General features: G+C 36.3%; 10 protein-coding genes. All 10 read right to left on the bottom strand.

All coding sequences use genetic code 11. From position 1 onward, the window contains the following. Positions 1-154: 154 nt before the first annotated feature. Positions 155-1,669, bottom strand: coding sequence for a PKD domain-containing protein (locus tag CYTFE_RS0102715; protein ID WP_044262517.1), 1,515 nt, complete (start codon positions 1,667-1,669; stop codon positions 155-157). A 104-nt stretch (positions 1,670-1,773) separates the two neighbouring features. Then, positions 1,774-2,679: a DUF1735 domain-containing protein gene (locus CYTFE_RS0102710; protein WP_027470550.1), complete on the bottom strand. Its 906-nt coding sequence runs from the start codon at positions 2,677-2,679 to the stop codon at positions 1,774-1,776. A gap of 80 nt (positions 2,680-2,759) precedes the next feature. After that, positions 2,760-4,568, bottom strand: coding sequence for a RagB/SusD family nutrient uptake outer membrane protein (locus CYTFE_RS0102705; protein ID WP_162150065.1), 1,809 nt, complete (start codon positions 4,566-4,568; stop codon positions 2,760-2,762). A gap of 28 nt (positions 4,569-4,596) precedes the next feature. After that, complete coding sequence (locus CYTFE_RS0102700) at positions 4,597-7,455, bottom strand: SusC/RagA family TonB-linked outer membrane protein (RefSeq protein ID WP_027470548.1); 2,859 nt, start codon at positions 7,453-7,455, stop codon at positions 4,597-4,599. A 19-nt stretch (positions 7,456-7,474) separates the two neighbouring features. Beyond that, positions 7,475-9,412: a RagB/SusD family nutrient uptake outer membrane protein gene (locus tag CYTFE_RS0102695; RefSeq protein ID WP_027470547.1), complete on the bottom strand. Its 1,938-nt coding sequence runs from the start codon at positions 9,410-9,412 to the stop codon at positions 7,475-7,477. Positions 9,413-9,423: 11 nt separating this feature from the next. Next, positions 9,424-12,576 (bottom strand): SusC/RagA family TonB-linked outer membrane protein, encoded by a 3,153-nt coding sequence (locus CYTFE_RS0102690; protein ID WP_052342950.1) that lies wholly within the window; start codon positions 12,574-12,576, stop codon positions 9,424-9,426. Positions 12,577-14,106: 1,530 nt separating this feature from the next. Beyond that, positions 14,107-14,517, bottom strand: a complete 411-nt coding sequence (locus CYTFE_RS0102680; protein WP_044212438.1) for a hypothetical protein — start codon at positions 14,515-14,517, stop codon at positions 14,107-14,109. Positions 14,518-14,699: 182 nt separating this feature from the next. After that, on the bottom strand, positions 14,700-16,319 hold the full coding sequence (locus CYTFE_RS0102675) for a carbohydrate binding domain-containing protein (RefSeq protein ID WP_152541709.1): 1,620 nt from the start codon (positions 16,317-16,319) through the stop codon (positions 14,700-14,702). A 15-nt stretch (positions 16,320-16,334) separates the two neighbouring features. Continuing rightward, positions 16,335-18,137: a RagB/SusD family nutrient uptake outer membrane protein gene (locus tag CYTFE_RS0102670; protein ID WP_027470542.1), complete on the bottom strand. Its 1,803-nt coding sequence runs from the start codon at positions 18,135-18,137 to the stop codon at positions 16,335-16,337. An 18-nt stretch (positions 18,138-18,155) separates the two neighbouring features. After that, positions 18,156-21,260: a SusC/RagA family TonB-linked outer membrane protein gene (locus CYTFE_RS0102665; protein WP_211238145.1), complete on the bottom strand. Its 3,105-nt coding sequence runs from the start codon at positions 21,258-21,260 to the stop codon at positions 18,156-18,158. Positions 21,261-21,693 lie beyond the last annotated feature (433 nt).

Genomic DNA, 21,693 nt, shown 5'->3' with positions numbered 1-21,693 from the left:
TAAGCATCCTTGCCCTTGGCTAATGGTTGGCTACTACAAACCCCCTTAATGAACTTGCATCATCTAGTTAGTTACCATGCACGACACACCAAACAAAAAAGGCCGTTCTAAAATAGAACAGCCTTAAAAAAAATCAATTAAAAAATTCTAATGATTATGGCCTTGGATTCGGCACATAAATCCTCAAGTTATCAACCCAAAGTGCACCATCTTCCGTACCATTATAGCGCATAAAATTAAAATATAAAGTACCCGTTTTAAACTTGGTATCGGCACTCACATGTAGCGTTTTTTTAACAGTTACCCATGCTCCCACACCACCTTGATTTGCAGAACTCCAGTTGCCACCAGCATCATTTGAGCCATTACCACTTACAGTACTAATTCTTCGCTCTAATGCACCACCAACATTACCAATTCTCTGTGCTTCATACGCAAATTCAACCACATCGCCTTCTGCAACATTAAAACCTTGCTGTACAGAAACACTTACATTGTTATCACCTTTGACAATTACTGCACAAGTATTTCCTTGGTATGGCTTCATAGGATATTCCATAGAACTTTCATTAACAAAAGCAAAGGTACCACCCCCATGACTAGAGTTAAATATCCAACGATCAGGATCTTCCATATCAGTATTCACTAACATGTTATGTCCATATACACAAACATCTTCTAGCACTGGCTCCGGATTATGTAAACCAGTCGCATCCTTTAGTATACCTGTTGGTACATAAGATATAATTACCTCATCATCACTATACATCTGATCATTAAAGGTAAGTGTTATGGCGCTGTCTCCCGTTGATTCAATAGCAGTAATGGTAGGAATTATTTCCCCACCAGCCATTGTATTAATCTTTAATGAAAACTCACTAATTGCACTAGCAGGAACATCCTGCGCCATCGGCTCATTAAACTGTAATTCGATTTTATTATCCGTAGCAACTGCCCGAACCAATTTAACAACACGCTGGATAACATTAACAAAGCCATTTTTCACTACCTGACTAGTTAAGATATCTCCCGGCCCATCTTCTCTGGTAGCTGTTAAAGTTACATTATAAACACCCGCGGTTTCATAGCGTACATTAACTGTTTCTTCGGTAGAAGCAGCTGGTGTTCCTCCATCAAACTCCCAAGCTACCCCATCAGGCGAGCCAGCCGTCGCATTGTTATACAAAATATAGTCACCTGTTTTGATATTAATCACATCATTCACAGGATCAACACTCGACACAAAACCAACTGTTAGCGGAATTTTATTAATAGTCAATGCGGTCTCGGTAGTAATAGAAGTTCCATCAGCAGAACGTGTTGACGTAAGACTAATTGCAGCAGTTCCAGGCTTACGAAAGCTAACTTCGACCATACTTTTATCAGAGGTAATCGTTTCGTCTCCATTGGTGATTGTCCAAGCGGATGTATTGGCTCCTCCATCTGTATTATCTACCAAATAGAAAGTACCCCCCATATCAACATCAGTAATCATTTCTCCTTTACTATTCAAGACAGCAATATGTCCATTTATATTACCCGTGAAACTCTTTACCTCAGCCTCTCGGGGATCCTTAGTTATATTCATATCTTTATAATCCTCTTCATCGCACGAATGAAGAGTCATCACAACGAATAGTAACATTAAATAATATGTTATATTTTTCATGTGTTTAAATTTTAATTTAAATTTTCACAAGAGACACTCCGTATGTATTCTTTTCCCCATAGAAAAAAATCACAAGGCTTATCTCTCACAAATAATCCTCTATACTAAGGATTTAACCAATCTTCCAGCTCAATTTCCGTATTAGCGTATACCAAAGTATCCACAACACTATGCTTTACTGCATTCATGGTATAAGTATAATTACAAACAAACATTTTTTCTCCAAAATCATACTTTGCATTTCCCACAAAATCAGTCATTTTTGACGACTCTGCTAATGAAAGAATGGCCTTACCATCAGAAGATCTGATTTTCATATTATAATCATAATCGCTAAAAAGACGCTTACTTCCCACTCTACTTTTAACCACATCTTGCTCAACCGTATTGAGAAACATATAATTATTTAAAACCAAGGAGGGGTTATTATAAACCACACTTGACACAACAGATCCATCAGGAGCAAGCTCATCATCTTTTCCTTTGATATAATACCTTCCATCAAATTCATTTTTATACTTAACAACAACGATAGAATAATTTTTATTCTCTAATATTGAATCAGTAGTTGCCTCTTTAAGCAAAAAAGGAATCGCATAAGTATTATTTGCGGCCTCTGGATACTTAACTAAAGAATCTTTAATAATACTTACGTCAACAAAGCCTGCATTATCATTACTAATTTTAATTTCAGAATCATCAGATAAAGTATACCACGATTCAGGCATTACTTTAATCCCTTTGTCTGTATATACAGTATTATTAGTAATAAGGGTATCTTCTATAGAAAAAACGACAGACTCCGATTGTCCTCCATAATCATATCGCCCTCCATACATTGCACCTACTTTAATCACAAAATTATCAACCTCAGGGTCTATAATCACGGTACGAACAGGAGTTTGATAAGAAAAATAAGCCGCAGTATAGTCAAAATCTGTTTTATACTCGTCATAACAACCAGTCATAATTGCAGCTAGAAATAACGATAATAAGATTAACTTTTTCATTCGTATAAAATTTTAAATTTTCAAAACTCTTTATTACTCTCCTATGGATATTGGAGAGTAATAAAGAAAATAATTGTCAACTATTTCCAACCATCATTTTGATTCAAATTAGGGCAAGTCAATATATCGTTTCTTGGAATAGCCCCATACCTCATATATTCAGGAAAATCAACTTGGTTTGGATATGCGTCTTGACTAAAGTCATACTCGGAACTTACCCCAAAATTATTCGTAGAGATCGTCGCTTTCTTAACTTTAACATTCAGATCATCATTCCACCTTCGAATATCATAATAACGATGACCCTCAAAACACAGTTCTATGCGTCGTTCAGTCTTAATGAGTTCTAACAAATCAGACAATCCGGCTAAATAAGGATCGCTTGACACCGCCGCATCAGCACTAACAGGTATATTTGCGCGATATCTAACAGCCCTTAAGGCCTCTCTTGCAGATAAGCCACTAATCATACCGTCAGGACCAACAGCAGCATTTGCTGCCTCTGCAAAATTTAAGTACGCCTCAACAGCTCTAAAAGCAGCTGTATAATGCCAAGGTTTAGTCGTAGATTGCGCAGCAAAATTAGGTATCTCAGTAATATGTTTTCTCAGATAATAGTTAGTACGTGAAATACGAGCATCATCAGCAATCTGATCATTACCTTCGATCGTATTGTTACCTCCTGGCCACATTTCAATCTTCTGATTTTTAAATGAAGCATTGTTATAAATAACTGTCATATAAAATCGAGGATCTCTACCGGTATAGGGATCATTAGCATCATAACCCGACAACCCCTCATGAATGGGATAACCATTGGCCATCGGGAATACATCTACTAAATTCTGAGACGGATTAGTACGCCCCAGAACTGATAAGTGAATAGATGGAGGATAGTTATTCTTTTCCCAATCCGTTGTTTGACTAGCCCTTCTTAAAATTAGCTCTGGGTTATTATCTACTTTCGTATAATAATCATCTATATCAGAAAGATTATAGCTTTCTTTTGAGAGCGTCCCTACCTGATCAATGACCATTTTTGCAGCCTCAGCTGCTTTGGTATATAAAGCCTGTATCTCGGCATCTGACTTACCTATTGAAAAGGCAGGACTCGCCGCATATAAATACAATCTTGACTTTAATGAGTAACACGCCGTTGTAGTCGGAATACCCAAGGCAATATCACCATAAATAGTGGGATCCAATCCTGGATGATCCTTAAGATAGTCATTAGAATATTCTGGTAGCAAACCCGAATTAAGAGCAGTGTCAATATGAGCAACAATAAAATCAACACAATCATCATAAGTATCACGAGAAATATTACGAGCCTCTTCTGCACTTATATCCTTATCAACGATAGGAACACCCATGATTCGCCCTTCTACGGGGCCAGCATAATCCCTCAACAACTGGAAATAATTCAAGGCCAATAAAAAATGTGCTTCCCCGCCCATTCTTTCTTTAATCTGTTCGGATCTTAATTCGCTAGATGTCCGGTATACTATATCGTCATTTAAGCCAACAGATAAGAACTTATAAATATCTTTAATGTATCTATAATTTCTACCCCAGATATAAATAGGATAGTTACTGGAGGTAATAAAATCATTAACCGTACGCATCTTCCAGGGTGTAGCATCATAGTCATTGGTAACAGCATTGTCTGTCACACAATCTAAAAAATTATTATTTAATGTAGTATAACTATTTGACACTGCACCATAGGCAGGCACATAAAGACCAGCAACATACTCAGGATTTAAGTGGTAATCAAACACCGTTTCCTCTGATAAGTTATTGTTGAAATCTTCCTCAAAGAAATCATCACAGCCCACAAATGCCATGAGCAATGCAAAAAGCAATATGTAGTTTTTTATATTTTTCATTTTCATTAATTTTAATACGACGATTTCATTAAAAAACAAGTTTTACACCACCTGAAATTGTTTTAAACGTAGGATTACCAGTGATACCCGCATTCACATTATCAGGATCTCTGTCGTCCAAATCAGAAATGGTAAGTAAGTTGTCTCCTCTAACGAATACATTTAACTGCTCGGCAAAAATAGCGGAAGAAACAGATTTAGGTAACTTATAAGCAAGTTCAACTGTTCTTAACTTAAAGTAGTATCCTTTTTGCAACAAATAGGTATTGGTGTTATAACTATGCGCATTTCCTTCTGTTGACAATCGCGGCTTCGTAAAGTCGTTATCCACTAAACCAACGGCCTTACCTTCAGCATCGAAAGTTGGAACAGCTGCATCATAGACATATTCGGAGTACTTAACGTTTCCCTTATTGGTAAAATAAGTAGGCCAAGACATGGATCTATCGAATCCTCCCACTCCCTGACCCAACGCATAAAGACTCAAATCTTTATATTTTAAATTAACGTTTACGCCATAAACATACCGTGGACGTGAGTTACCAATAATAACCTTATCGTACGAATTAATTACATTATCATCATAAGTATACTCACTTTGATAATCTGACATATCTTTAAATCGTAAATCACCAGGTATCAAAGAGGAACCTAAACTAGAGGTAAGAGGAGTAGCTCCATCTGCACCATATGTGGCCACATCATCAGCTGTTGTATAAAAACCATCCGCCACATATCCCCATATTGCATCCGTTTCTGTTCCTTGTACATTTTGGAACGAAAACTGGTTCAACTCATCGTATTGGATCCATTTCGACTCGTTTGAAGTCAAATATCCACCTACAGAATAGGAAAAATCGCCCATTTTATCAGTAAACTGTGCAGATATTTCAAACCCTTTATTCTCAATTCCATTATAATTGTCATAAATAGTGGGCACACCAGAAGTTTGAGGAAAAGCATACTTCATCTCCGTTGGCATTCCCGTGCGCTTCTCTTTAAAATACTCAGCACCAATCTCTAATTTATTATTTAACGTACGTAAGGTTAATCCAATATTAAATTCTTCGGACTCCTCATAAGTTAAACCTTTATTACCAGATTGAATATACTCAGTACCTATCAGTTGACCAGAGTTTGTGAGTCCGATCTTATAACTTCCTGCCCAATATTTATAATAATCATTAAACAACAAATAGTCAAATGATTGATCATAACCAATTTTTCCATAAGAAGCTTTTACTTTTAGATAATCAACAAAATCTACATTATCCATAAAATCCTCTTTAGAAACAATATAAGAAAGACCAAACGAGCTATATAACTTCCAGCGATTATCTTTATAAAACTTTTTAGATCCCATATAAGAACCTGCGTATTCAGCTATATATTTATTTTTAAATGCATAGTTAACTCTTAAACCAAGATTCATGGTTTTTTCATCCTGAATCGTACGCATTAAATCTTGCTCATCAGTCGTATCATCGTTATCACTAACAATTGTTTTAACACTTTTTGTTTCAAGCATATAACTCACATCAGCCAAAAGAGCATGATTTCCAAAAGTTCTATCATAATTCACATAAACACCACCTCCCATATTGCGATAATAAGAGTCTGCTAATTTTTGTTCTTCACCTTTAGGTTGATAGATACCATTTACAATTAAAGTATCTTCTCCTGTTGAAGTTACATCAGGTTTAAGAGTACGGTAATCCAATTTTTTACCCTCTGAGATATAGTTATTGATATCAAAAGTAACAAATGCATTGGCACTTAACCCTTTAACATATTGATTAAAATCGAAATCCATACCAATATTCGTTTGGGCAAAAGACGTGGATTCTCTTTTATAACCAGCATAAACCATATCTCCATAAAGATTCTTTCCTTGTTGTCCCGCAGACGTACCTAAAAAGTCCACACTCTTTTGATCATTAATAAAGATTGGATAATCATTCGGTTTGGTTCCAGACAAAGCGCTAAAGAAGTCACTTGTACTAAGTCTGTTTCCTTCCACATTATAAAAACGACCTGCAATATCCAAATTCACACTAATTATACTATTTACCTTATAATCTAAATTACTTCTTAGGTTAAAGGCATCCATTCTCCTTTTCTCTCCCACTGCTTCCAAGCCATTTTCTCCAAAATATCCAATATTAAAGAAATATTTAGTTTTATCGTCACCACCCATAAGTTGCGCATTTACTTTTTGGTAAGAGGTTTGATCATCCAAAAACATATCATAATAGTCCACATCCGGGTTCTTATAATTATTTCCTGCTAAATCAATATTCTCCTGCGTATATAAAGGATTCAGACCATCATTTCTACGAGCTTGATTATTATACATCATATAATCAGCAGAGCCCACATACTTAGGATATTCATTGGCCATTCTTAAACCATAATCACCCCTTACTGTAAATTCTTTTTTCGCATTTTTTCCTCTTTTTGTTTTCACAACAATAACACCATTGGCAGCCTTGCTACCGTATAGCATTTTAGCAGTTACATCCTTTAAGATATGGACCGATTCAACCTCATCTACCATCACCGATTCTAACAGGCGATTTGAGAGACCATCTATAATTATCAATGGTTGATCACCATTACCACCACGTGCAAAACCTCTTATTCGACCTTGTAAATAACCTGGTACTTTCCAAGCCAACGCATTGGACAAGGTGGGATAACCCGATTTCATAAGATCCTCCTTTGTAATTATATCAACTGACCCCACCAGTCTGTCTTTTGAGACTTTCCCATATGGCAGATCAATAAATTCTTGTTTTATACTATCACTTACTTCCTGTGCTTTAACTGAGTCTACAGCAAGCATGCAAAACAAAGCCAATGATAGTGTCACAATATATTGTTTCATAATTTATTCGTATTTAAAATTACCAACCGGGATTTTGTTCAAACATAGAAAACATATCAATATACTTATTATCAAGCGGGTACCAATAATGCTTATCCTCAAAAACCCTTGGAACATTTAATTTTTCATTTACATATGAAAATGTACCATCATTATTTTTAGTCACATTAACACCATAAATTCCCTGATTGAAAACATCTTTAGCGATTCTCCAACGTCGCATATCCTTCCACCTACGAAATTCCCCATAAAATTCAACAGCCCATTCATTACGAACCCGTTCTCTAAAATCTGACACATTGAGAAATTCATCCCTCACATCAGACATGCCTATTCTAGCTCGAATTACATTTAAGGCATCTTTTGCGCTATTTACCTCAAGACCTGTTGTTTTATCGATAAAACCCGCACCTGGAATAACGCCAGTAGGACCATAAACTTCATTGGCTAATTCAGCTAACCCCAAATACATATCTGCTAAACGAATCAAAGGAAAGGACCGGTAATAATTCTGAGAATATTGGTTATCAAATTTATTATACCCCAACTTCCTCCACTTTCCGGCAGAAAAATAACCTGTAAAAACTAACTGCTTACCTCTATAAAATTTATAGTGAAATCCAGCCCCATCCTTTTCCGAAGGATCTGTATCATTGGACCAGGCCTCATTGGTTCTGGCAGCTCCTTCTGGTTCTGACAGGTACATATCATCACCTGGGCAGAAAATAAATTTTTTCAAACGAGGATCTCTTCCTTCATAAGGATTAGCGGGGTCAAACTCTGGATCATCGGAAGAGAAATTACTTACAGGATACCCATTCATGGTTTCAAATTTATCCACTGCATTTTGTGTAGGCACATTAAACACTGCCCAACCACCATCATGTTGCGGTAAAAACCATCCGGTACCAGATCCACTACGATTCATTGGTAGATTATAATTATCTGAGTTGGTAGGCACAGGTTGCAATAAAGCCTCATTCGTAATGGCTCCACCATTTTCATAGCCTTGTGACATCCAGTTTTCCATATAATGATCCTTGTCGTATAACTGATAACGCGTACCTCCATTAGCCACTTGCTTAAGAGCTGCTAACATAGCATTAATACCTTTTTTAGCGTACTCCTCGTTATACGAATCCTGGCCCAATGGATAAGCACCATCCTGCGTGTTCATTAAAGGACTTGCGGCATACAAGTAGGTCATTGCTTTGATTGCCAAAGCAGATGTTTTTGTCAAACGCCCTATATCAGTCGAGGAAGTCCACTTATTAGGCAATAGCTCATACGCTTCATCACAGTCTGCAGCAATTAAATCAGCACAACGCTGAAAGGTTGGACGTACCTGATCAAAATTATATGTTTTTGTAAATGTAGATCTACCCCCACCAACTGTATCCACTAATAAAATTGGACCATACCGCCGAATCACTTCGAACTGATGCCAAGCTCTCAAAGCATAAGCTTGCCCTAATAATTGGTTCTTTAACTCCGTAGGAGTGTAACCAATCTCTGCAGGGAAATCAGATAGCATTTCAATATTTTCAATGGCTAGGCCCATGGCACGAATAGCTTTTAAGGACTTACCTGAAGGTTCGTTATAATAAGGATCGGCACCATAAGCCGTTTCTGACCTATAATTCATACCAAAATCTCTCCAATGAGAATCTTGCCAAACACCCTGATTAATCGATTTATATACAGGCATATCATTTTTAACAGCCTGCTGCTCATCTGACATAGCACCAATGTAAGCACCCCAATTAGTAGAAGTGGCCACATAATTCATCACCAACCAGTTTCCTCTGTCTACGGCTCCTTTAAAAGTGTAATATTCCGAATAAACTTCATCTGCATTTATCCCCAACTCAGGATCCTTATCCAGATAGTCTTCACAAGAAACCAGCGCAAGCACCGTTGCGAATAATACAATTAATAAACTTTTATATTTTTTCATGTTCAACCAATTTAGAATGAGAATCTACAACCAAAATTATATCTCTTTGTAATGGGATATACCTCTAACTTTTGTGCTTCCGGATCAAATGCGCTAGGTAAATCCTGCCAAGTGTATAAATTGTTTCCATTTACATAAAACTCAACACTCTCGAAAAATCCGGTTCTGTCTAACAAAGCCTCACCAAACTTATACTTTAATTCGACATTTCTTAGGCGTAAGAAAGAACTGTTTCTTAAACTATAAGTACTTGTTGTTTTATAATAATCGGTTTCGGCAGTATGCATAATAGGAACATCAGTATCCGTATTCCATGGCGTCCAAGAATCTTTTTGCTCATTATTTTTCAACATAAAACCAGTACTCGTATTGGTTCCATAGGCATATAAATAATTATTCGAAATAGCTTTAGACAAACCGAACATACCATTGAGCATAACCGTTAAACTAAGGTTCCTATATTGAACCCCCAATGAAAAAGCATAAGAGTTGGAAGCATAGGAAGGGTTACCTATTACTACCTTATCATTTGTATCTACTACACCATCGGCATTATAGTCATTCATTCGTAAATCTCCGGGCATAAATTGTGATATTAATGAAGAAGGTGAGTAGGCATATACATCATCCCAATTCTGCATAATGCCCATAGACTGGAGTCCACTATTCCATCCAATAGGTTTACCAGCTTCGTTCCTGTATTCTGGACTTGGCAATGGATCATCACGTTCCACAATTCTATTTTCACTTAACGATAAGTTAGCTTTAGCCCAATAAGAAAAATTACTACCAACCTGATCATTCCACACTAATTCAATATCAATACCATGATTTTTAGTTTCTCCCATATTAGCATATGGAAAAGAATTACCATACCAATTAGGAATCGTGCGGCGTTGCATTAAGATGTTCTTACGGTTTTCCTGAAAGAAATCTACTGTTGTCTTTAATCTATTGGTTAATACATTAAATTCGACACCCAGGTTTTGTTTCACTGCCGTCTCCCAACTTATATCATCAACAGGAGGTTGACCTTCAGTATACATATATAAACCAGTGGAGTTTGTATTTTCTGTAATATTAGGTACATAACCATATTCCATATTAATTTGGTCATTACTAAACGAACTAAAGTATGCAAAACGCAAATCCTCCAGCCCTTTGTCTGAACCAACTTCACCGTAAGAATACCTCAATTTCATAAAGTCGATAAACGGAAGTTTGTCTTTCATAAAATTTTCCTCAGAAAGTACCCAACCAACGGCCATCGAAGGAAAGAAACCAAATCGTTTTCCTGGAGCAAAATTTTCATTGCCATTATAGGCACCATTGACTTCAAATAAATATCTATCGGCATAGCCATAAGTTGCGCGTCCTACCCAACTCTCTTCATAATGAGCGAAATCTGCCTTGTTTTTTTGTTTAACACGCTGAAATAAGGCCAAAGCACTCACATCATGATTGCCAAATGATTGATCATAATTTAAAGAGAATTCATAGTGAATATTAGTACTATAACCATCAATTGTTTCATTGGATAAATTGGCAGGATTTTCCCAGTCATCCAACCTATCTAAATCTTGCATTATAATAATATTACCGTCCTCATCAAGATCAGGACTGTAACCATCAGAAGAAGGTATCCAATAGTAGATAGGTGCATTATCCCACTGCTTTGTAATGCTGGATTTATAATTTCGACTATAATTATATGAAAACTTACCTGTAGCCGAAAAATGTTTTCCCAGATCTTGCATTAAAATAAAGTCGGAATATAAACGGTTTTTCTTGGTCGAGTAACCACCTTCCCGTTCCATTTGTCCGTAATAATTCACATTAATAGAATTATTTCTATCCATACCTAATCTGCCATCTTCAAATACAGGAGGTGCATACAGTAATGCTGCCGAATAAATACGCTCCATCATTTGTCCTCCGCTACCTGCAACACCAGAATCGGTACCTTGTGTATTGTAATTACCATTCCAATTCGTCATATCACCAGAAAGTTTGACACTGAACTTCGTCGATTTTGTAAAAGAAAAATCAAGATTAGTACGCCAATTAAAACGCTTTTGATAGGTGCGAGGATCAAAATCAGCTTGTTCTTTCAAATCAAAAATATCGCCATCATAATTATAACCAAATGATGTAAAATATTTTACGAATTCATTTCCTCCTGTGATATTTAAGTTATACTGTTGTGTATAACCCGTTCCAAAAAGCTCATTAATAAAGGATGTATATTGGTAATAAGGATTATCAGCATAGGCAGGATCCCTCCATCTATTAATATAAAACTCGGGCCACAAATCATAATTGTAGTCATTCATCTTTGCCAAATTATGATACTCCAGGTTAGTGGCAAAATCGGAGACATAATCCGTATCAATGGTCGGATCCTTGATACCTACATTGGCAGAAAACTGCACTTTGGGCTTACCTATAGAGCCACTTTTGGTAGTCACCAAAATAACTCCATTTGCTGCTTTTACACCATAAACGGCAGTTGCAGAAGCATCCTTCAAAACTGAAATAGATTCAATTTCATTAGGATCTAAATCATTAAACCCCCTTTCTACGCCATCCACTAAAAACAAAGGCGTATTATCTGTCCAGGTAGATTGACCTCGAATAAGAATAGTAGCAGCAGTAGATCCGGGCTGACCCGCAGCCTGCATGGTTGACACGCCTGGCAAAAGACCTGTTAAAGCTTCAGATACAGTTGTAACACTACCCGCTTTAAGTAGTTCATCACCTTTCGTCTGTGTAATAGATCCTACAACAGACTTCTTCTTTTGGGTACCATAACCAACCACCACAACATCATCAATCATCTCTGTTTCTGGTTTCAAAACCACGTTGATAATTGATTTACCAGCAATAGAAATCTCCTGCGACTCGTACCCTATAAACCTAAATACTAATACCGCATTAGATCCTATTGAAATAGAATAATTACCATCAAAATTAGTAATTGTTCCTCGGGAATTATCACCTTTTACAACAATATTAACTCCCGGAATTGCTTCTCCGGCATCATCAGTTACTTTACCTTTCACTGTCACATCTTGTGCAAAAGCATTAGGTAAGGCAAACAGAAAAAGGAGGAAAAATAAACTCCTTGTGATACCTTTCATTTCTACTTTTAAAGTTTTTTTCATAGTAAATTGTTTTTTTTCAATGACTTACTTTTCAAGCCACGCTCTCACTTTGTAAGTCTATTAAAACCAACTTATAATTACACATTTCATGTTTTTTTAGTTTTCATTTGAATGGAACTCCCAAGAAAATTTATTATTCATCAAATTTCACATTCAAAAGCGTTTATGAATACAATCATATTTCATTTCGCTCGTGTTACATATTAAATAATTAAATTTTGCATGGCATTTTTTCATAAGGAAAGGCATATAGCACCAATAACTTTTTGCCATACTAATGCCTGTGATTGGCACAATATTTGTTGCCATAAAAGCACGATTTAAGATTTCTTTTGATTTTTTTTTCATTGTTAATTAGATTAAGATTATTCATGAATACGCATTTAGATTTTTTAAATATTTTTTCATTCATAAATATATATTAACATACATTAACAACAGGGCAAAAACACTTGAAATAAAGGGGGGATATTAACACGCCTTTTTTACCTAAAAAAAAGAAGTGGGGGTAAAATTAAAACAAAAAACCATAATCACCTATAGATAAGATACTTAAACCCATGAATAAATTATAATTTCCGAAGGGGGGAGGTAATATAAAATTTCAGTATTTTCACTTTAAAGTGGACTGGGAGACTGCATCTTAGCTTTTAAATACGACCAATCAACGGGTCAGTGCCAAAAGTCGGGTATAAATGTTGTTTATAGTTGTCATGTAAATATTTTTATTAACCTAAACAAGAAAAACTTCACATCAACAACACCTCTGAATTGCCTTCTGAAATCCTTTACTTTTGCTTTGAACTCAAATGATGTATTAGAACTTTGTTATGAGCGTTGGAATGACAATAAAAGAAATAAAGTGACTTCTTTTGAAAACATTTTAAGGCGTAATAGATTTTCTAATGCATTTTCCGGGTTATAGTTTCTCGCCAACGCCGGCCTCGGGGCTATTGTTCTGGCCAACGCTGCGGTCTTTTTACTGATCGTTGGTTTTTTAAGTGAGAATTATCGTTTATTGAGAAATGTTGAATCTGGCTAGGAATGAGTTGTAACTACTTTTTTTTACTTGGATTTGTTTTTACAATTGAACACCAACACCCTTACCTTCAGACACTAACCTTCTTAACTCACCAACTTAATATCCCTTCTGCTAAAAATATAGCTGCCGGTAGCTCAAATAATAGTTCTTCTTTCACAATTTATTTTATCCGTTTCTATTGAGTGGCTGCAAGAAAACGGCTGTTTTTTCTGTCTTTGATAAGAAAGCTTCAAAGACAAGGCTTTCGATACTTTTGAAACCAAGGAGTTTGCTGATTGTAAATGACTATTTCAAAAATGAGAATAACGCAGTATTTGGAGTTTTCTTGCAAAGACTATTTAACAGCTAAATAAATACATATTTTTCAACAGACCCAACTTTTGTGCATGATCCACTTTCATCTCGTCAGACTATTACCATGACCGACCACAAAAAAAAGAAAGGCCGTTCTAAATTAGAACGGCCTTTCGTTAAATAAAAGTTAACTATTAATTATAAATTTCCTTCTCAACCAAAGTACCAGAAATACTTAAAGTACTAACCTCACCCTTTTCATTAGTTGTTGTAATACTAACATTACAAACACCAGTTTCCTTGCTCGCTACTAAATCATAACCATACGTAATGGTTGCCAAGGATTCATTACCTTCTCCATCAACTACAGTAACCTCTTCTACAGCAGTAACCGTAACCAAATAGTTAGTATCATCAGAACTGTCACTATAATCCTTTGTCTCAAATGAAGTAACTGCTCCATCCTTATTCCAAACAGTTAACAGCGCTTTATCTCTATAAATATTGATAGTACTTAAATCATTATTTTCCGTTTCACCTATAGAGTATACAGAAGTTAAATCAATATCCGGAACGTCATATTCCTCTGGCTCACAACTACTCATACAAGCAGCAATAAATAGTAGAGCAAATATTTTTAGTATATTTTTCATGTGTTTAAATTTATCTTTCAATGGCCATATGAAACTCGCCTAGCTTAATCATTCCCCTATGTGTGAAACAATTTCCATAACGCGTTTCATATGATTAAATTTATTTGTCAATGAACACCCCTAAAAACAGTGAATCATTCTTTAGTTTCAACAGGTCGAGCTTCGTAAACAGAGAAACTAAAATCATCCCAATATGTTTCAGAAACACTATAAGACAATATCTGAACACCTAGAGAAGTTGCATCACCCGTATAATTAAGCACTTTAGAAACCGTTTTCCAAACTCCATCTGCACTTCCATAAGCTGTCCAGTTACCTTCATACCTATCATTAATGACCCCTACATTATTTAAACGAAGTTCATACCCGCCGCCACTAGCAGCCGTCACTTTTACTTTCCATGAGAGTTCATAAGTCACTCCTTTAGTTACATCGAAATTAGTCACATTCACGACAGAATTTCGAACTGCCTCATTGGTAACAAGATGCATACAATACATACCTGATGCAGGATCAGTTGTAGAATACTCATTCATATTACTAGCAACATGATCAGAACCAGTTACCCATTGCGTTCCTCCATCCTCAAAACCAGGACTTACAATTAAATTTGGCTTATACATTACAACAGGTAAATCAGAAAAGGCTACTAAATTCCTCTCATCAAGTGAAATAATATTTCCCCCTGCCCATGAAACAGTAATCACATCCGAATTATAAATTGGATCCTCTAACTCCAATTCAATGATGTTCTTTTGATCATCATTAATTGTAACAGCTTTTACAGGAATATCCTGATCGAAACCACTGCTATTTGTAACATGAACAATAAAATTCTCCTCTTCATCTGTAAAAGGCTGCATTTCACCCGTCAAGCTAATCTGAATCTTCTCATTTTCAAGTTCCACAAGAGGACCTGTTACTTCAAAAGGCAAAGTAGACTGAATTACGCGAATCTTCAAAGGAACATACTTCATTTTATAACCGGCAGGAATATTTTCACCTGTTCGAGTGGCGGTAAATCTCGCGAAATAATCTCCCAATCTATAAAAGCTAATAACAGCAGCAGAATCTGTTGAACTAGAAGGCGTTCCCCCTCCCACATTCCACGTTACATCAGTTGGACGGCCAACGGTAGTCATATCAACAAATTTCAATTGTTCTCCAGCCATCACCTCCTGTACAGGCCAGGAAGCAGAATCAGATAAGAATACTTGTTGATCAAAATCTACGTTTGCTGCTGTAATTTCAACATCGTCTTTAAACACTTTAAATGCAGACTGAATAGAGTCATAAACATCCACTATAAAGGTTGTATCAATCAACCATTCTCCATTTTCATAAACGGCTTCCAAGGTATCATTACCTTTAAAAGAAACAAAATCGTCAAAAGTGTTCCTTAACCTAATGGTTTGCAGTCCCGCTTTAGTAAATAGGATATGCACCGTTTTATCGCTAGATATGGTATCCAAATCTTCATCAATAAATGGATAATAAGTAGAATCGGTACGAGTAATTCTACCTGTCAGAAATTTACATCCACTTTCACTAGAAAATGACCAAGAGTGACTTGTTGCATTATGCGATAGATCAGAGAAAGACAAATACTTCTCTAATCCAACCATTGTTTCTTCAGAAAACGAACTCGTATACCAATCTACATCCGAGTACTCATTTAATGGCTCATAATCCGCCTCACAAGCAAACATCATTGCCAGGATGGAGAATACGAATAATAATTTTATATTTTTCATATCTTTTCTTACTTTTTAGTTAATCTCTGAATTCGCCGTTGTTTCACTAGTTGGTATAGGCCAATATGCATGATCTGTTTCACGATAATTCACTGCTGCTTGCGTAAACTCATTTGACTTATAGTCATAATCGGTATCATCTGCATAATCAAGAACACTTCCCCATCTGGTTACATCCTTTTTATCTATCTCACTGTAAAATGCATAATCTCCTCTTTTATAACGTCTTTCTGACAGATCTTCAAAACGCTCTTTTGTAATTCCCCAACGCCTCATGTCCAATTGACGAATAGAATACCCTTCAGCAGAAAGTTCTAGAGGACGCTCCTTATACATTAAATGATCCATTACATCCTGTGCCGAATATGTCAATTCATCATGTGTGGAAGTACTATATGGACTTGTGGCTGATTTTCCCAATAAAAGAAGTGCAGAGCGATAGCGTACAGTATTGATCAATGCCAAAGCATCTTCAACCCCCGCATCATCTGTTCCTCCTTTTATTAAACACTCAGCATACATCAAAAGCACATCAGAATAACGAATAACTCTAAAGTTGATACCTGATTTTGCATTGGTGATCTTTTCTGTATCATATTTATCCCAGTTGGTCATCTTTCTCCAATAACCACATTCAGCATTATTAAATGCAGTTCCATCAGCAGTGGTAGAACCTTTATAATAACTCATATCGTCATCATCCACTACAGCAATAGAGTAGGACGTTCTTAGCGAATATCTCCTAAGTCGTTCAACTTCAATTACAGTATCCTCTACCACAGTAAGTTCTGTAACTATATTTCTAGGATCGTTAGGGTCCATTTGATCTTCCTTATAAGCCATAATCAACCAGTTAGAAGGATAATTAGACCTCCAACCTCCTACAGGACTAAATTGATAATGGTATGTATTGGTGGTACCTTGGGCAGACCATTCTGTTTGGTCTGTTTTGGCATCTTCATCATAACTAATTTCTAGAATAGATTCCCCATTAAATTCATTGCTCGAAGTAAAATTATCACCAATATTTTCCATTAATCGATATGTACCGCTATTAATCACTTCAGCAAAATATTCGCCCGCCTTAGCATAATCTTTTTCATACAAATAGCTTTTACCTAAAACAGTAGTCGCTGCACCTTTCGTCACTCTAAACAAATCACCGGACTTTTCTGTAGGTGTACCTGAGGCATCGATATCTACCCATCTTTCAGGCAAATTTTGACGTGCATACTCTAAATCATCTCTAAAAAAAGCTTTTATGGTAGCTTCGTCACTTATAGGCTGATTAAACTGGGATTCATTTTCAGGAACGAAATCATAAAGAATGACATTACCGTTATTATACGAACTATGTAAATAAAAGTAAAACAATCCTCTAAAGAAACGAGCCTGTCCCATCAACTGACTCCACTCTTCCTTATCATCTTCTGTTACCATATCGACTTCAATCCCCTGCAAACCAGCAATCACCTGATTGGCACGAAAGATCCCTTTATAAAGGTTCTCCCATTTTGAGTTGGCACCACCCGATGAAGCAGTAAACATCTGTAAATAATAAGGATCAGAAGTACTAGGACGTCCCCACCCCGGATAACACAGATCACTACGTCGTAACTCTTCACTCACCCCCATTACTCCAGGGTTTTTAAACTGGTTATACACCGCATTTAAACCGGTACTACAATCCGACAAGTTTCGCCAGAAACTTTCGGTAGATATCTCATTGGGATTTACCTCAGTAAGATAATCATCACAACTGCTAAAAGACAAAACGACCAACGCAGCTGCTATATAATTTATAATATTAATCTTCATTTTTTCAACTTTTAAAAATTAAAAATCTAGTTGAACCCCTACTCTATACTGTGAACTAATAGGATAGTTACCTTTATCTAAACCTCTGGTAGCCAAACCATCGTTACCTACCTCTGGGTCATAACCACTATATTTGGTCAATGTAAGTGGATTATCAGCTGCCACATAAAATCTCAGTTTTGAAACACCAACCCTACTGATTACACGTTTAGGTAGCGTATAACCAAGCATCACATTTCTTAAACGCACATAACTACCATCTTCTACCCAAATATCAGACCACGCTCTGTAATTATCATGGTCACCTCCTCTATTGGCAGGAATTACACCGTATGGGTTATCTTCTTGCCACTGGTATAATAGATCTTTATGCGTTCCTGTAGTATACGCATACATTTTAGAACCATTGATAAGCTCTTGATCAAAAGCACCAAACCATTGCATAGAAAAATCGAAACCTTTGTAATCACAATTAAAGTTAAGCCCTATTTCATATTCTGGAGTACCACTACCTCCGTATACCCTATCGCTCTCATCAATCGTATTGTCTCCATTTTGATCAACATAAATTAAATCACCCATCTTAGCCGAGGAGTTGATCTCCTGATAATCAGCCAATTTTTCTTCAGTATTAATGATTCCATTGGTTTCCATCACCATAAAGGCACCGGCCTCATAACCTTCTCTTATTACTGTAATTTTATCATTATTACCACTTACACTAATAGGATTACCATTAGAAAAATAAGAAATGGGGTTAGAACCGGCCATTTTTGTTACCTCGTTCACATTTTTGGTATAAGTAGCACTGGCTCCCCAAGAAAATTTTCCATGGTGACGATAACCTGCGGCTACCTCAATACCTCTATTGGACATATCTCCTACATTTAAAACTACATCCTGGTTTTGACCAGCTCCTGCTGCTGTAGGAATCAACAATGGAAATAACAAATCTTCTTTTTGAGTATCATATAAATCCACGTTCAAGGTCAATTTATTACTAAAAAAACCTAAATCAAAACCCAAATTCTTTTGGATAGATGTTTCCCATTGTACCTCTGGATTGGCATAACCGGTTTGAATACTTCCCAATGCCAGCGAAGTAGTTTCTTCTACACCACTTGCATAATCGTAGCCGGAACTAATAGTCGGAGCATAGCTATAATCCAGAATACTCTGATTACCTGTTGTACCGTAACTAGCTCTTACTTTGAAAGAATTAATAGTGGAAGTCAAGCCTTGAAAAAAGTTTTCATCAGCCACATTCCAACTTACAGCCGCTGAAGGGAAGGTTTTCCATTGATTACCTGAAGCAAATCTTGAAGATCCATCTCTACGTGCACTTACACTTAAATTATAACGTCCATCTTTATAATTGTATTGAACGCGCCCCAGCACACCCATAATTTTGTTGGTTTTATCCTGTGTCCAGTCTGAACCTATACCAACAGAATAATCAGCGGTGGTTTGTCCTAAATTAGGAACTTCATTACTGGTGAGGTCTTTTCCTGAGGCCCAAAAACTGGTATAATCAAATTTCTCAACAGACATATTGGCCAAAAATTTCAAACTATGATCACCAAATCTCTTGCCATAGTTAACGCCACCTTCCCAAGTAAAATTAGTATTACGATCACTAGTATTCTTGATTCCTGAACGGGTATTTGAGTTAACCACCAATTCTCCTTCTTCGTCATACACTTCAAATAAGGGATTAATCACTACTCTGGTATTATTCCCATAAACCACACCTATTCTGGTAGTAAAATTTAGTCCTTTCAATATTTCAAGATTAACATTCACATTACCATTGAACGATTCTCCATTACGTGTATCCGTTTGTTTCAGCTTTGCCATAACAGTACCCAATTGCAATTTGTCATTTTCTTGACCTCCATCATCAAAGGTACTGGCATCAGGGTCTAGAGGTGCTTGATATGGTTTATATTTATAAGCTTCATAAAGCAGATTCCAAGCAGCATATTTCTGCTCATCCACTTTAAAACCTAAACCAGTTCTTATTGTCCACTTTCCTTTCTTGTAAGAAGAGTTAGCCCTCACATTAAATCTTTCGTAATTGGTATTGAGCAAACTACCTTCCTGCTCGAAGAAAGAACCCACCACATTATAAGTAAGATCCTTCGTACCTCCAGAAATATTTACACTATAATTTTGAGTCTTAGCATGATCATTTTCAATAACATCCACGATATTTGTATTATTCGTGAAGTTATCTGCACCTTGCTCCAAGGACGTCCAAATTAAATCAGAGTTTGTCGTTGGATCCAAATGTACTTTATTATAAAAATGTGTTTGGAAATATTCTTCAAAATCCAACAAATCAATACCTGAAGTAATTTCTTGAACCCCATAATAACCATTGGCTGAAATTTTCATTTCTCCAGCCTTACCTTTCTTGGTAGTCACTAAAATAACACCAGCTGCACCACGCGTACCATAAATTGCACACGAAGCAGCATCCTTCAGCACATCAATTGATTCAATTTCACTACTGCTCAGTCCCGGATCTCCTTCTTGTGGTATGCCATCTACTACCCATAAAGGATCATTTTGTCCATTAATTGAACTAATACCACGAATTTGAATATTTGAACTAGATCCCGGTGCACCTGAACTAGCTTGTACACTTACCCCGGCAATTGCACCCTGAAGTGCAGATCCTAAATCAGAAGTCGAAATTTTTTCCAATGCTTCTGATTTTACTTGCACAACAGCACCTGTTACTTCCTTTTTCTTTTGTGTGCCATAACCAATAGCCACAACTTCTTCCAAACTTACAAGATCAGTCTTCATTTTTAAATCATGAACACTACTGCTCACCTGTACTTCTGAAGTTGTCATACCAATAAAGCTAAACACAAGCACATTTCCGTTTTCTGCTTTTATAGAGTATTTCCCGTCAAGATCGGTAATGGTACCAATGGTTGTTCCCTTAATAACAACACTTACCCCAGGAATAGGGTATCCATCTTCAGCTCCTGTTACTGTACCTGTGACAGTTCTTTGTTGGGCAAATGCTCCCGTGCAGAAAAGCCCAAAGACTAATAGCAAGAGCCATTTTCCGCATTGAAACCGCATTCGATTTAGATTTTCTTTCTTCATTATTCTCTTTTTAATAAGTTTAATTTAAACATGAACACGCTTTTAAGATATTTTAGTTTCTTTTTGCAATTACAAATGTAGATTAACATCCATTAACTAATCTGCACAAAATAATACTGATAACGGGGGGGAAATATTGATAGTACTGGGTTTTCTCGAAAAACAAGGGGGGTATATTAATCCTAAAAAACACACAACACATGACAACCAACTTATTACATGACAATTACCCCACATTTCTTTCTTATTAAAACAAATTAACATAAAGTCATCCATTATAAGGTGATCAGTTAAACCCGCAAAATGCATTAGAAAAACTATTACCAAATTTAAGTGTCCATACAGGCAAAACAAATCTTATCTCAATGAAAATAGATACTAGAACAGTTTTAAGAAAAAATAAAGGAGATGGGAGGTTTCAATTCTCAACTCA

Origin of the sequence: Saccharicrinis fermentans DSM 9555 = JCM 21142 (genome assembly GCF_000517085.1) — a bacterium.
Lineage (GTDB): Bacteria > Bacteroidota > Bacteroidia > Bacteroidales > Marinilabiliaceae > Saccharicrinis > Saccharicrinis fermentans.
The sequence above is the reverse complement of the archived record's forward strand: the minus strand, read 5'-3'. Positions and strand labels throughout refer to the sequence as shown.

Coding starts and splice junctions, on each gene's coding strand:
- CYTFE_RS0102670 (WP_027470542.1), bottom strand. CDS start 18,137: ATGAAGATTAATATTATAAATTATATAGCAGCTGCGTTGGTCGTTTTG.
- CYTFE_RS0102695 (WP_027470547.1), bottom strand. CDS start 9,412: ATGAAAAAATATAAAAGTTTATTAATTGTATTATTCGCAACGGTGCTT.
- CYTFE_RS0102700 (WP_027470548.1), bottom strand. CDS start 7,455: ATGAAACAATATATTGTGACACTATCATTGGCTTTGTTTTGCATGCTT.
- CYTFE_RS0102710 (WP_027470550.1), bottom strand. CDS start 2,679: ATGAAAAAGTTAATCTTATTATCGTTATTTCTAGCTGCAATTATGACT.
- CYTFE_RS0102690 (WP_052342950.1), bottom strand. CDS start 12,576: ATGAAAAAAACTTTAAAAGTAGAAATGAAAGGTATCACAAGGAGTTTA.
- CYTFE_RS0102675 (WP_152541709.1), bottom strand. CDS start 16,319: ATGAAAAATATAAAATTATTATTCGTATTCTCCATCCTGGCAATGATG.
- CYTFE_RS0102715 (WP_044262517.1), bottom strand. CDS start 1,669: ATGAAAAATATAACATATTATTTAATGTTACTATTCGTTGTGATGACT.
- CYTFE_RS0102680 (WP_044212438.1), bottom strand. CDS start 14,517: ATGAGTAGTTGTGAGCCAGAGGAATATGACGTTCCGGATATTGATTTA.
- CYTFE_RS0102705 (WP_162150065.1), bottom strand. CDS start 4,568: ATGAAAAATATAAAAAACTACATATTGCTTTTTGCATTGCTCATGGCA.
- CYTFE_RS0102665 (WP_211238145.1), bottom strand. CDS start 21,260: ATGAAGAAAGAAAATCTAAATCGAATGCGGTTTCAATGCGGAAAATGG.